Source organism: Rhodohalobacter sp. (genome assembly GCF_034521535.1).
Classification (GTDB): Bacteria; Bacteroidota; Rhodothermia; order Balneolales; family Balneolaceae; genus Rhodohalobacter.
The window spans coordinates 92,674-107,504 of sequence record NZ_JAXHMF010000006.1; the positions used below are offsets into that span (position 1 = coordinate 92,674).

Below are 14,831 nucleotides of genomic sequence, written 5' to 3' on the forward strand. Positions count from 1 at the left end.
ATTCCATGAAGAGATTAATTAACTTTTTTGTCCGTAACCCCGTCATGGTTACCCTGGGGCTGATGATCATCGTTCTGATGGGTATCCTCAGCTTTAGCCAGACACGCTACACGCTGAATCCGCCCGAAGATCCGACTGAAATTTATGTGAATATCACGTATCGCGGCGCATCACCGCTTGAAATTGAAGAGCGGGCGATATCCAGAATTGAAGAGAACCTGAACGGTATAAACGGAATGGACCGTCATACCTCCGTGGCCCGGGAAAACAGCGGCCGCATCACCGTGGAGATTTTTGAGTGGGCCGATATTAATGAAGTGTTGGTTGACGTGGAGAACGCGGTGAACAGGGTAACAGACCTGCCCGAAGAGATGGACCGCCCGATTGTTTATAAGCAGGAGATGCTCAATCCCACGATTTCGCTTGCGCTGACCGGCGACATCTCGCTTCAGCAGAAAAGAGATTACGCCGATCAAATCAGGGACGAATTTCTTGTTGAGAAGGGAATCTCAAACGTAATCCTGCACGGCTTTCCTCCTGAAGAGATCTCCATTGAACTTAACGACGAGCAGATGGACCGGTTTGGTATTTCCGCGCAGGAAGTAGCGGAAGCTGTCAGGAAAAATAATATTGACATCACCGGTGGCGAATTGAAGATGGAGGATGCCAACTGGCAGATCAGGGCTGAAAACAAAGAGGTGACAGCGCTCGAAATTGCTCAGATTCCTGTGCGTTCGGGACTGAACGGTGAACGCGTGCTGCTGAAGGACATCGCCTCTGTAACAGATCAATTCGACGACCGGCCCATTGAACGCTATCTCGATGGCGAAGAGTCGGTGGTGATTCAGGTCGTGACCACCAACGAAGAGAATCTTGTGGCCATTGCCGAAGAGGTGAAAGAGTACGCCGGACATTTTAATACGCTGCACAGTGGCGTTGAGCTGACTGTGGTGGAAGATTTTTCCGAATTCGTGTATGAGCGTGTTGATTCCCTCAGGAGTAACGCTATTTTCGGTTTGATCCTGGTGTTGCTCATCCTCACGCTATTCCTTGATAAACGGATTGCGATGTGGGTCTCTCTCACGATTCCGCTGGCAATTTTGGGTACCTTTGCTACTGCACTGCTGGGGTATGATTTCACAATCAACGTGGTATCGATATTTGGCATTATCCTGGTTTTGGGTATGCTGGTGGATACCGGTGTGGTGGTTGCTGAAAACATTTACCGCCATTATGATGAATTTGGAGAATCACCTGTTGAGGCAGCCCGAAATGGCGCCGCGGAAGTTGCCTCACCTATGATCATCTCGCTTATGACCACAGCTACGGCGTTCAGCCTCTTCTTTTTTCTTCCCGGAAAACCCGGTGCCTTTTTTACGGAAGTCTCGTTTGTGGTGGTGAGTGCGCTGCTGGCCGCGCTCATTGTAACATTTCTTTTTCTGCCTCAGAAACTCACCGTTTCAAAAGTGTTGTCCGATCAGAATAAGCAAACCCGTTTTGAGAAAGCGATGGCGAGCGGGCTTACATCATTCAGGGACAACTATTTTATGCCATTTACTGATTTCATTTCTCACAAATGGCGATGGCTCAATGTGTTTGCCTTTATTCTTCTGCTGTTAGGTTCGGTTGCCCTGATCAGAACCGGCGTTTTACCGGTTACCTTTTTTCCCTATCTGGATGATGACGTTCAGCTGGTGCGGATAGAGATGGAGCCGGGAGTTCCGGTGGATACTACCCGGGCGAAGCTGATGAAAATTGAAGAAGCCGTATACAGAGTCGGGGATCGGCTCACGGAAGACAGAACAGATAACGAGAACGTAATACAGAATGTGGAGAGAATTCTGGGTCCCGAAAGCCACCAGGGAGAACTGCGAATTGTTATGATGGGCGGCGATGAGCGGGGAATTCCGGCCTACGAAATCAACAATATGTTCAGGGATGAAGTGGGAGATGTACCCGGCACAAATTACATCCGGTTTATTTCTGCACTTGCCGAGCACCGGTTTGGCGGACTCCCGGTGGATATTTCGGTTTCGGGAAAGAGTATAGAGAATATTCAGGAAGCTGCCGAAAAACTGAAGAGATCACTTGAAAAACGAGACGACCTGGTGGATGTAGCCGATACCGATCAGCGCGGCAATCCCGAACTGCATATTGAACTGTCAAAAGCAGGTGAACAGCTTGGGCTTACGCTTCAGGATATCATGATGCAGGTCCGAACGGCTTTCTTCGGGATGGAGCTTCAAACGCTTCAGCGCACAGGAAATGATGTGAGGGTGTGGCTGAGATTTCCTGAGGAGAACCGGGAGAGTTATCGTGATCTGATGGATGTTAAAATCAGAACGCCGAAGGGTGCTTATCCATTGTCGCAGGTGGCGCATATTTCGCCGACGGATGCATCTCTCAACGTCAATCATATTAACGGCCGGCGAACCATTCGGGTAGATGCCGACCTGGCTGATCCATCCCTTTCCGCTCCTGCAATCCTGGCCGATATCAGGGAAAGCACGCTGTCGCCCCTGGAGAAGGAGTTTCCCGGCGTGCAGTTTGTGATTGAGGGCCAGAACCGTGAATCGGCAAAAGTGACCGAGGCAATGCAGGCGGTAGCCCCGATTATACTGCTCGTCATCCTGGCGCTGATGGTCGTTAACTTTCAATCATTCAGTCAGACGTTCCTGGTTCTTCTTACGCTGCCGTTTGCCTTTACGGGCGTGGTGATCGGCCACTGGGTGCATGACGCAACCATGAACATATTTTCCCTGATCGGGATGATTGCACTCATCGGTATCCTGATCAATAACCTGCTGGTTCTTATCACGGCTTTTAATGATAATCTGAAGGCTGAAATGACGTTCGAAGAGGCGCTGAGAGATGCCGTACGGTCACGTTTTCGGCCCATTTTACTCACAACGCTCAGTACGGTGGCCGGATTGATTCCCATGATTTTTGTTGGCGGACTGGCGTCTGCATTTTTAAAACCGCCGGCCATTGCCATCGCTTACGGGCTCACGTTTGGATTGCTGATCTCCCTTACGCTTGCACCGGCTTTTCTGGTCATTTTCAACAACGCGAAATTCACAATTCTGAAGATACTGGGCAAAGAACCGGAGACACAGGAGAGTATTGAACCGGCAGTCATTCTTCATGAACATCATAAAAAGAACACACTATGAGATTGGTAATTTTATCTTTTATACTGGCGATTTTGGCTGGCAGCGTATCTGCTCAGGAAAAGTTCACCCTTGATGAAGCGATCAAAGCAGCGCTGGAGCACAACCACAGCGTGCAGATCAGCGATATTAGTGCGGACATTGCAGAGAACAGCGTATCGCGCGGAAACGCCGGTCAGCTGCCAAACCTTGCGATAACCGGAGGAGCAAGTGCTGCCTATAGCGATCTTGATGTCACACCGGGATCATTTTTCCAGAATCTGCTCAATCCACAGGGATCGAATCAGCAAGGGTCACCGCCGTCTATCTCGTATGATGGAGTAACCACCACGCAGTTCAATTCACAGATCGGGACACAAATGGTGATTTACGACGGAATGAAGGGACGATTGCGTTACAAATTGCTGGAAACGGGAAGCGATCTGGCCGATTTGCAGTACCGTACTGAATTGGAAAACACCATTTTAAATATCACCCAAACGTTTATAAATGTAGCTTCGCTGCAGAAAGCGATAGAGGTCAAGGAAGTTTCGCTTGAGCAAAGCAACGACCGCTATCGCACCATTGAAACGAGGCGGGAATACGGCCAGGTAAATGAGCAGCAGCTCTTGCAGGCCCTGGCGGATTTAAAAAGCGACAGTACGGCCTTTAGAAATCTGAAGCTTCAGTATGAAAATGCGTACCGCGATCTTCATACCGATATCGGGTGGGATCAGCGCGAGATGGATCCTGTGACAGATGAATTTGCTGGGACAGAACTGCCGGGTTACGAGGATTTTTTATCGATGATGATGGAGAACAACTCTCTGCTGAACATCAGGGAAAAACGGCTGGAGCAGGCTGAGCTGAATGAACGGATGACAAAAGCCGGATTTTTACCCTCACTAACCGCATCGGCCGGGTATGGTTACAGCTACATGAACGCAACCGAGGGTCAATTTGAGACGCAGGAGCAGCTCGGTTTTACCGGTGGATTATCACTGAAGATCCCGATTTTCAGCGGCGGCAGAAATCGTATTGAGTCTCAAAATGCAAAAGAGAGGAGTCGCCAGGAAGAGCTTCGAAAAGAGGAGTCGGCAATGCAGCTTCAAACCCGTTTTGAAAACAGCTGGCAGCAGTATCTGCACCTGGAAGATCAGCTTGAAACAGAGAGATCAAACCGCGCGGTTTACGAGCGAAATTACGAACGCGCGGAAGAGATGTTCAGCCGTGGTGAGATTACCGGAGTGGAACTGCGTGCAGCTCAGCTATCGCTGGAAAATGCGCGGCTAAGAGTGTCGGAAACCGGTTTTCAGCTGAAACAAACCGAGACACTGCTGCTCTATCTGAGTGGTGGGTTATTGGTGAGGTATTAAAAACATTTTAATAGAGCTTCGAAATAACCCCTCTCGAGAGGGGATCTGAATCACAAAACTAGCAGCTAAGCGTTGCTTTTAGGATGCACACGGCGACTGTTATGAAGCGCTCCGAATCCCACTCGGAGGGTATGTTCGCAATACAGCGCCGTGAAACTGAAAGCCTGTTTCTTCTACCAGATCAATGCATGCAACACACCCCTCGCTAAACTCACCCGGCTTCGCCGTTTCGTTTACGCTTTTTCGCTGTCGCGTGCAAAAGATGAGCCCTCTCAAGCCACACTTGGTCCCGATTTTTCGGGGAGGGATTATACAGTCTGTCACCTTCAAAATAGTGTTGCCCTGCACTACTACGCTATCTTCTGCGCTAAAGCTTCGAAGATCAAGATAACTTCGAAGAGCAGGTTTTTGGGCAAGATTAGGGGCTTGATATGACGCTACTCAGTCAGACTTATTCACCAATCAACTTCACAAATTCCGCCTCTGAACTGAAGACTTTTTTCCGTGTACTGGTGGAACTCAATTCTAACCCCGTTCGGATCTTCCGTCCATGACTGCCAGGTGTGATCTCCACCCAGCTTTTTATCCGTTGCGTCAAAACCGGAGGTACGCAACTTTGAGATCACCTTATCGATATCGTCCGTCTCAATGGCCATGTGATTGATATTACCCACAGCTCCGGGATCACCTTTGAACACTTCAATAAAGGAGTCGTTGCCAAGTTTGATATAAAACCCAAACAGCGCATCATCCTTCATGAAGATAAAACCTTTTTCCAGGCCCAGGACCTCACAGTAGAAACGTTCGGTTTCTGCAAGATCCTTAGTGTGAATACAAATATGCGCCAATCGTTTAATCATAGTTTTTGTAGAATTATTTAGAAATCGTTTAAAAAAATTTCAGGTATCAATGATAATCGGATTGACCTTCATAACTGATGCAAGATGATAATTTTTTCCGTGCTTCCGTGGCTATAATCAATCAAATTTCAGGATGTTTAATTATAACGGCACCAATCAATAGGATTTACAAAAAATCAATACCAGTCTGGGCTTATATATTAATTCCGATCCTGACCGCCACCACCAAACGACATCGCCGGATAATCACTCATTGTATACGTAACCGACGCATTCCGGTTGATATCGGTCACACGCATCGTAATCTTTTCACCGCTATTTAAGTCTTCCTGAATCATCTCCATCAGCATCCCGGCAGGGTAGTTTTCCGGAACATTTCCTTTCAACTCTTTAGTCTGCTCGTTGATTCGAAGCATCTTCTGAATTCCTAAATCTTCATCTTCAGTTACCCAATATTCCATCATTGTGTCTTCATTTTCCGATCTGTAACCCCGGCATTCCAAGCCACTGATGGTTTTGGTACCAATCTCTTCAAAGTTTTCCCACTCTTCCATCTCTTCCTGATCTGAATCCGTGGTTGAATCTGGAGCCATCTCTTTAAAATCTTCTGCCAGAGAGCGGGCCTGTTTCCAATCGTAGGCAAACGAAAACTTTCCATCTTCATTTTCCATCAGCATCACCATCGACTCGTTTTTTAGATCGTAAATCATAAACATCTCACCTTCAGACTCATCCATCTGTTCGCCCGAAAACTTAGTGCCGGAATATGATTCTGTTTCATTAAAATGCATTTTCATGATCATAGGACCATCAGAGTTACCATTCTTCTGAACGGTTTCAACTTCCATCGTAGTAATCACATCAAAACGATAAGCTTCTTCGGTTACAGCGTTGCTGTTCATTGTAAACGATACGTTTATACCGTCTCCTTCAGAACCAAACTCTTCTCCAAAAATAGATTGCCAGGATTTTTCCACGGCTCTTTCTGCAGCTTTTTCAACCTCATTGCTGAGTTTCTCCTCTACCTTGTCTTCAGCCGCTTTCTTGGCACGGTCTTTAAGCCTGTTAAAAATTTGTCCGTCGGCTGTGGATACAAAAGCCAGGGAAGTTAACGTGACAATCAGAAATGCTATTAATTCTCTCATATTGATTTGGTATTAAGTTAATGGTCTTATCTCTAAGCGAATATACAAGAATACAGCAATAATCCACATAAGAAGAGAGTGATTTGCCCAGATGATGTGGTCGCCAATGTTTGAGATGTTCAAATCAACAGATCGGGAGTATCCTTAAAGAACTTATATTTTAAAGTGCCATATACTTTTACGATTCGATTTTATTGATACCCCATATCGATAAGAAATAGGGCTTTTGAAAGCTAGATTTTGTATTTTATATATCATTGAACGAAAATAAAAACAGTTAAATAAAAAGAGATATGAGTACAGAAAATAGAATAGGACTGGATAGTGATAAGGTAAAAGAGTTGGCTGAAAAGCTGAATCTTCTTTTGGCGAACTACTCCGTCTTTTATCAGAATACGAGAGGTTTTCACTGGAACATCAAGGGAGATTCATTTTTCGTTCTGCACGAAAAGTTTGAAGAGCTCTATGACGATCTGAAAATCAAAATTGATGAAGTAGCTGAACGAATTCTGACGCTGGGCTATACTCCCGGTCACCAATATTCCAAATATGTTGAGACTTCTGAAATCTCGGAAAGCGGTAAAGTAACAGATGGTAAAGAAGCCGTTAATCATATTCTGGAAGCCTTTAAGGCAACCCTGAAAATTCAGCGTGAAATTCTTGAGCTTTCCGATGATGCAGGCGATGAAGGAACCAACGCTTTGATGAGCGACTACATCAGCGAGCAGGAGAAACTGGTCTGGATGTATGCTTCATATGTGAATAAGTAGATTGAATATAGATCATAGTTAAATTTTGATGCTGTTGTGTTTAATTACGCGACAGCATTTTTTTTTGAGAGAGACATTTTGGGTTGATTTAGTATATAAAAACTTGATTTCAATTCAAGTAAATGCCTTATTCACTAAAGTTCGATATAATACTTAAGTTAATGAGCGTGTGAAGCTTATAATAATTTAAGTGGATAGAAGGTTTGTAGTTTACAAGTGGTAAATACTTTCTTAAAATTTGAGTTAACTGAAAAGTGAAAAGCATGAATTATTAGATTTCCTCCGCTAATTTTTTTTAAAGAGAGAATATTAATATGCGCCGTATTTACCTGATTTTATTATTCTTCTTTTGTTTCAATTTGACTGATGGTTTGACCCAGACCAATTTTCAAGTAAATAACTTTTTGACATCTCAACAGAAGGTAGGTAATCAAAACTGGGATATTGCGACTGATGGCTCTCAACGGATACTTGTTGCCAATAATTATGGTCTTCTCGTAATAGATGGGGAAGCAACACGCCTGCATAATCTGCCTGAAGAAACGATGTTTCGTTCAGTTGAGTACATAAACGCTCGAATTTACACAGGTTCGTTCGAGGATTTTGGATTTTGGGAAGAATCTGAATCAGGAGAGCTTCTATACCATTCGCTGGCATCCCGATTGGAAAACCCGGAGATGAATAATGATGAAGTATGGAAGATTGTTGAGTACGAAGGGGTTATTTATTTCCACAGTTTTGGTTCTGTTTATGCCTATAATGGAGAGGATGTTTATCGCTTAAATACTCCGGGTTCTTTTATGTTGCCACATCTAGCGGGAGGCCGGGTTTATTCTCAGTTAATACAGGGTGGATTATACCGTCTGGTAGATGACGAATTTGAGCTTGTTCCGGGCAGTGATTTTCTGGAAGATGAAGAGGTTAAATCGATTATTGATCTCAAGGGAAATAAAATTTTGATCGGTACTTCAAACGGGATGTATACGTACGACGGGCAAACATTTGAAGATTGGGATGCAGAAAGAACAGAAGAGGTTATTCAGAATCAGATTAATAAAATGGTCCGTACTGAAGATAAAATAGTAGTGGGAACCATTCTGAATGGCCTTTATATCTTCGACTTAAACTTCAATCTAATCAAAAACATCAATACACAAAGCCATCTTCAGAATAACACCATTTTATCACTTGAAGTGGATTCGGTGGATAATCTATGGGTAGGAATGGACAGAGGGCTCGATTATATCGATTTCAATACACCTGTTAACGTCTATAGCTACGAAATGGACGATATCGGCAGTGTATATTCCGCAGAACTTTTTAATGATGAACTTTATATAGGTACCAATCAGGGTATTTACTGGTTAAAGAGTAATGAAAATGGAAGTTTCTATGATATATCCTTGATACCTGATTCCCAGGGGCAGGTTTGGTTCATTAAAGAAATTGAAGGGGTACTCTATGCCGGTTTAAATGACGGGACCTTTGTAATAGAGAACAAAACCCTTAGAAAAGTTGGTTATGAAAACGGCGGATATAATTTAAAACGGTATCCCGGAGAATCGCGGAATATTTTACTGCAAAGCACGTACAACAATCTGGTGGTCTATCAGAAAAATGACTCGGTTTGGGAACAGTCAAACATAATGACCGGTTTTCAGGCCCCCGCAAGATTTCTTGAATTCGATCATCTTGGAAATATTTGGCTTGGGCATGCGGTACGCGGTATTTTTCAACTACAGCCAAATATACAGTTCGACAATATTTCTAATGTGAAAAATGTAAGTCTCGCTGATGGTCTGCCTCTAAATAACAACAGGGTGTTTAAGCTTGGCAACAGAATAATGACTTCGGTTGCCGACACCCTTTATGAATGGGATGCTATTCATGAGCAGTTTGTACACTTTAATGGGTTAGATCAATTCTTTACGGAGAGCGGAGTCGTTAAAAATATTATTCCGGCCGGAATGCAGCGCTTTTGGGTTATTAAAGATTCTGAAATCCTGTTATTGGAAGTCCATTTTAATTCTATAAAGCTACTGTATAGGGTACTTCCCGATATGTATAATTTTAACCTAGTGGAAGGATATGAAAATGTGGTTCAGCTAACCGAAAATCTGCATCTTTTCTGTCTGGATGACGGGTTTGCAATTTTAGATATGGAACAAACCCGTCATTCCAAGTTTCCCATCCCACGCGTTCGTATACAATCTGTAAGCGCTGTTGATTATCAAGAGAATCAAACTGTTTTTAATACTGAAGAAGAAAATGAGATTGAACTATCAAACCAAAATAACACAGTAACATTTAACTGGTCAACGTCACAGCTTGCAGGTATTCCAGCGTTTTTTCAATACAAACTTGATAATTTAGATGCAGGCTGGAGTAGCTGGAGTGAAGATCAACAAGCAGAATATCTGAGGTTGCCTTCGGGAGTGTACACTTTCTCTGTACGTGCAATAGATCTCAACGGTTCTTTAACAGAAACGACTTCTGTCACAGTTACAATTCAAAAGCCCTGGTACCAATCACCGTTTGCATACTTTTTATATTTTTTGATGTTTGCTTCATTAGGCATAACACTTCGTTTGTATTATTCGAGAAAAAGATGGAAAGAGCATGGGAGATTTGTGAGTGAAAGACACACTGAAATGGCTCGGGATCGCGAAAAAGCCAATAAAGAGATCATCAAACTCAAAAACGAAAAGCTACAGTCCGAAGTTGATCATAAATCATCTCAATTAGCCTCGAACACTATGGCGATTATGAGAAAAAACAATCTCCTCAGTACGATTAAAGATGAACTTCAGCTTCAAAAGGATAATCTTGGAGAATCATTTCCTGATAAAAGCTATACCAAATTGATGAAACTGATTGAAGATGGTGTTGAAGATGAACACGAATGGGAGATATTCGAACAACTGTACAATGAAGCTCACGGAAACTTTTTCAGACGCCTGAAGGAAACCTATCCGCAGTTAACGCCAAGTGACCTAAGGCTGTGTGCTTATTTACGGATGAATCTTTCCTCAAAAGAGATCGCACCTCTGCTAAATATTTCAGTTCGGGGAGTGGAAGAACGCAGATACAGGCTGAGAAAACGCCTGGAAATTTCTACGGAAACAAATCTTACCGAACTGATTATGACGTTCTAAAGCAGTTCCCAGATCAATCCTGTAGTTCAAATTCTGCATTTTGCGTGTCGCGCGAGTTTCCACCAATGAAGATCATAAATTCACCCGGTTCAGAACCATAACTCATGTCCAGTCTGTAAAATTTCAGATCGTTATTGGTTATGTTAAATACTACGTCTTTCGACTCACCCGGTTCAAGATATATTTTTTCAAATCCTTTAAGTTGTTTTACGCGTGGTGCCACAGAAGCCACTTTATCATGCAGATAAAACTGAACTACTTCTTCACCTGCCCGGTTACCTGTATTGGTTACGGTAACAGTGGCGTCTATGCTTCCGCTTACGTCCATAGATTTTGAGGAGAGCGAAACGGGGCTGTAATCAAACGTGGTGTAGCTGAGTCCGTATCCAAATACGTAGAGTGGTTCGTTTTCAACGTCCAGATATTTGGTTGTGTATTTGCTGTTGGGATCGAACGGTCGGCCGGTATTCCGCATATTATAGTGAATTGGAATTTGACCCACGTTTCTTGGGAATGTCATTGGCAGTTTTCCTGATGGGTTATAGTTGCCAAAAAGAACATCAGCAATGGCATCACCTGCAGTGGTTCCCAAAAACCAGGTTTCCAGAATTGATGGAATATTTTCATCAAGCCAGTTGATGGTTAGGGGACGGCCGTTCATTAATACCGCCACAATGGGTTTACCGGTAGCGTGAATTTCCCTGGCGAGGTCCTCCTGTGCACCCGGTAGACTGATATCTGTGCGACTGGCAGCTTCGCCCGACATTTCGTAGCTCTCACCGAGCGCAAGAATCACTAAATCGGCACGCTGAGAGGCTTCAACCGCATCTGCAAATCCTGTACGGCTATCATCATTGATTCCAGTTCCTTCAACAAAAATAAATTCAATATCCGGTTTTTGATTTTTCAAACCCTGCAACAGCGAAACGGATTTTGTCCAGTCGCCCGCAGCAGACCAGCTCCCGATCATATCTCGCTGATTATCACCCATTGGCCCGATTACAGCTATGGTCTGGATATCCTCACTGATAGGAAGCAACTGATTCTCATTCTTCAGCAGAACAATTGAGCGCTTTGCCATATCTCGTGCAGCTTCTATATTTTCTGGTGTCATAATTTCCTGCTCTTGCCTCTCGGTTGAACTGTATCGGAAAGGGTCATCAAACAAACCAAGTTGGAATTTTACCCGAAGCACATAACCCGCGGAACGATCTATCTGGCTCTCTTCGATTCTTCCATCTTCAACAAGATCTGCCAGTGTTTGGTGGTAATAACCATCCTGCATACTCATGTCTACACCTGCATCGAGAGCGAGTTTACTTGCCTGATGTTCATTTTCTGCCACACCGTGAAACAGGAGCTCCATAATGGCTGTGTAATCAGTAACAACAAATCCGTCGAATCCCCACTCATCACGCAAAATATCCTGAAAAAGATAGGAGTTTGCTGTTGCCGGTATTCCGTTCAGATCGTTAAATGCCGTCATCACAGAAACGGCACCGGCATCAATAGCAGCCTTAAAAGGAGGGAGGTAAACTTCCCGGAGTTCTCTGTCAGACATATCCACACTGTGATAATCGCGACCTGCCTGGGCAGCTCCATAACCGGCAAAGTGTTTTACAGTTGCTGCAAGAGTATTCAAATCTTTTAGATCGTCTCCCTGAAACCCTTGTACTTTCACTTCGGCAATTCTCGATCCAAGGTAGTGGTCTTCTCCGGCTCCCTCAATAACGCGTCCCCATCGCGGATCTTTTGAAATGTCGACCATCGGAGCAAAAGTCCAGTGCAGACCCTCGGCAGCTCCTTCGCGAGCAGCAATCTCAGCGGTTTGTTTCATCATGTCTAAGTCCCAGCTTGAGGCTTCGGCAAGGGGAACGGGGAAAATAGTGCGATGCCCATGAACAACATCATACCCGAACATCAAAGGAATTCCAAGTCGAGTTTCATTCACAGCAATTTCCTGTAACTTTCTTGTGTACTCGGCTCCGTAGGCATTAAAAATAGCACCCACATCTCCATTTTTTATGTCCTCGAGGTATTCCGGACGTAAAAATGCGCCTGTCTGATCCATGTCACTTGTATAGAGTGTGAGCTGGCCAATTTTTTCATCAAGCGTCATGATTGAGAGCAGTGAATCTACTTTTTGATCGATACTGCTTTTTGAACTGTTTTTAATATCGGTACTGCCACATCCTGCAAAAGCCAGAAGTACTGAAAGTACAATGAGCAGATGTAATTTTTTCATAGTAAACCCTATTTAATTATTCATTTACGGTTTCAAAACTAAGAGAGTCCAAGGCATCCTGAACTTCCGGTGCCTGCATGAACAGATCCCAAAGCAGACCTGTCCGGTGGTTTTCAATCATGATGATGATCGGCCCCTGATCAATAGCGAGATAGGAATCTGCCCACCATCCTTCCGTTGGGTTAAATGCATCATGGAACCCATATTCCCCCCAAAGTTTATCACCCAGTACGTAATAGAAATGATGAATGGCATCCATCGATTCTTCGGGTGTGTAGGGGATAGAAGAAATGGCGGCAGTGGGAGTAATTGTACCATTATCTCTGGTTGGCTCATGGGCAAGATAGCCTTCAAAATTGTCACTGGCAGTTAATCCCCAGCTATCGGAGCTGTAGCCAACAAAATTATTGGGATTAACAATAGAATGTTCGCGATTGATAAGCGTATGGTTTCTGTTTTGCCGCCAGTAATCAGCATAGGTGTCTGTAAGATTTCTCGGATCGAGCCCAAGGAATGAGTAATGTGCAAAGAAAAGAGGGCCACCATAATCATATCCCACTGGAAGTTCGATGTTGTAAAATAATTGCCCATTGGTGATGTTTCCTGATCGCGCCCATCCCTGATGGTACACGTCGGGTTCTATTCCGTGGTTTGTTGAAGAAGCCGCCAGCAAATATACAATTAGAGCTTCATTGTAACCGCGAACCTGCATATTCATTTGCCACCCATGATTTTCTGACCAATGCCAGTATAAAACATTCTGTCCATCGCGGGTATACCAGTCCCATTCAATAGTGTCGAGCAGGCCGTTAATTTTACTAATTAGTTCATTTTCTTCCTGAATGCTTTCGTCCAGGAATTCCCTTACGGTGATCAGTCCCTGAGCCATAAATGCTGTTTCCACAAGATCCCCGCCGTCATCATATTCGCTGAAAGGTATGGTATTTCCAGTGGCTCCATGCATCCAGTGTGGCCAAACGCCGTGAAAACGATCTGCGGAGGTGAGGAAGTCCACAATTTTATTCAGACGTTCGACTCCCTGGCTTTTTGTAATAAACCCCCGATGTATGCCCACCAAAATAGCTTTTAAACCAAATCCGCTACCACCGATGGTTACCGTATCACCTGAAGTGTTTCGTTCTCGTGCCAACCCACTTACGGGATGCGCAAAATCCCAGAAATATTTGAATGTTGCTTCCTGTATTTTATCGAGCAGCTGCATATCCGTTATTTCCGGAAATTTGTATTCCGGGTTTAATCCGGTTTGAAACCTTCTGTTAAAGGATTCAAAATCGAATCCATTTTTAAAGGTAAGATTATCACTGATGTTGATATAGTAGTGGCGATAGTAATCCAGCTCTTCCTGTGATGTGATAGTAACTGTCAGTGAATCATTTGAGAAGGAGTACTCAGCATCGATTACGGGAGTGATTCTGATGATATTTTCAATGTTTTGATCGCTGATCACATCAGAAAACGTCAACTCTAAGGATATTGAATTGTAAGTTACATCTCTTAATATATTTTGCTCTTCCAGCTCCTGATTGTTAACGGTGGCTGAGATAACCTCTCCTGATCCATTTATGGTTTCAAATGTAAATTCGGCTCCGGGGAAATCAGCTCCATGTGAAGCCTGAATGTCATCAGAAATAATAAGCCGGTAAACAGTGTTGTATTCTAAATTCTCCTGAGAATTAACTGAAATTACACGTTCTCCGTCAGTTAAAGCGGTATTCACCAAAATATCGGTTTGTTGCTCTGCATCTTGAATAGTTACAGCTTCGGCAATTGTTTGGGCATTAATCGGGGAAGAAAATTCAATCAGAAATTCAGTTTGTGTCGAAATATCAGTTGTTGTCTGGCTTGGTGAAAGAGTTTTATTATTAGCAGTAACTTTTATGAGTTGAAGTACATCTGTATTCTGTTCAGTGCTTTTATTATTACAACCTTGCGCAAAAAGAATGAGGACCAAGAATTGAACAAAAAATATACTGCGAAGTTGTTTCACAATCGGGAAGGCGGGCAGGGTCTGTTTGTAATTCATACATTCACCAAAAAATATTAATAGTTACTAAAAACCCCCGATAATCAAGAGAAGAGATATAAATTTGAGAAAAAAAGTGACCCATAC

At 43.7% G+C, this 14,831-nt stretch carries 8 protein-coding genes; 4 read left to right on the forward strand and 4 right to left on the reverse strand.

Going from position 1 to position 14,831, the window contains the following annotated elements; genetic code table 11:
* Positions 1–5: 5 nt before the first annotated feature.
* Together U5K35_RS12740 and U5K35_RS12745 are read left to right on the forward strand one after the other, a co-directional pair.
* The gene (locus U5K35_RS12740) at positions 6–3,173 is read left to right on the forward strand and encodes an efflux RND transporter permease subunit (RefSeq protein ID WP_322571871.1); all 3,168 of its coding nucleotides are present in this window, start codon (positions 6–8) and stop codon (positions 3,171–3,173) included.
* Positions 3,170–4,525, forward strand: coding sequence for a TolC family protein (locus U5K35_RS12745; RefSeq protein ID WP_322571872.1), 1,356 nt, complete (start codon positions 3,170–3,172; stop codon positions 4,523–4,525). Before U5K35_RS12740 ends, U5K35_RS12745 begins: the two co-directional genes overlap by 4 nt.
* A 455-nt stretch (positions 4,526–4,980) precedes the next feature.
* Here U5K35_RS12745 and U5K35_RS12750 read toward each other — a convergent pair whose 3' ends face one another.
* Positions 4,981–5,385 carry a VOC family protein gene (locus tag U5K35_RS12750; RefSeq protein WP_322571873.1) on the reverse strand — a complete coding sequence of 135 codons (405 nt, stop codon included), beginning with the start codon at positions 5,383–5,385 and terminating at the stop codon, positions 4,981–4,983.
* 200 nt (positions 5,386–5,585) lie between these two features.
* Complete coding sequence (locus U5K35_RS12755; RefSeq protein ID WP_322571874.1) at positions 5,586–6,530, reverse strand: hypothetical protein; 945 nt, start codon at positions 6,528–6,530, stop codon at positions 5,586–5,588.
* A 293-nt stretch (positions 6,531–6,823) separates the two neighbouring features.
* Between U5K35_RS12755 and U5K35_RS12760 the strand changes: the two genes are divergently transcribed.
* Both U5K35_RS12760 and U5K35_RS12765 read left to right on the forward strand, forming a co-directional pair.
* Positions 6,824–7,300 (forward strand): Dps family protein, encoded by a 477-nt coding sequence (locus U5K35_RS12760; RefSeq protein ID WP_322571875.1) that lies wholly within the window; start codon positions 6,824–6,826, stop codon positions 7,298–7,300.
* A gap of 404 nt (positions 7,301–7,704) precedes the next feature.
* Positions 7,705–10,455 (forward strand): triple tyrosine motif-containing protein, encoded by a 2,751-nt coding sequence (locus tag U5K35_RS12765; protein ID WP_322571876.1) that lies wholly within the window; start codon positions 7,705–7,707, stop codon positions 10,453–10,455.
* A 13-nt stretch (positions 10,456–10,468) separates the two neighbouring features.
* Here U5K35_RS12765 and U5K35_RS12770 read toward each other — a convergent pair whose 3' ends face one another.
* Complete coding sequence (locus U5K35_RS12770) at positions 10,469–12,700, reverse strand: glycoside hydrolase family 3 N-terminal domain-containing protein (RefSeq protein WP_322571877.1); 2,232 nt, start codon at positions 12,698–12,700, stop codon at positions 10,469–10,471.
* Between the two features lie 16 nt (positions 12,701–12,716).
* Positions 12,717–14,744, reverse strand: coding sequence for a glucoamylase family protein (locus U5K35_RS12775; protein WP_322571878.1), 2,028 nt, complete (start codon positions 14,742–14,744; stop codon positions 12,717–12,719).
* Positions 14,745–14,831 lie beyond the last annotated feature (87 nt).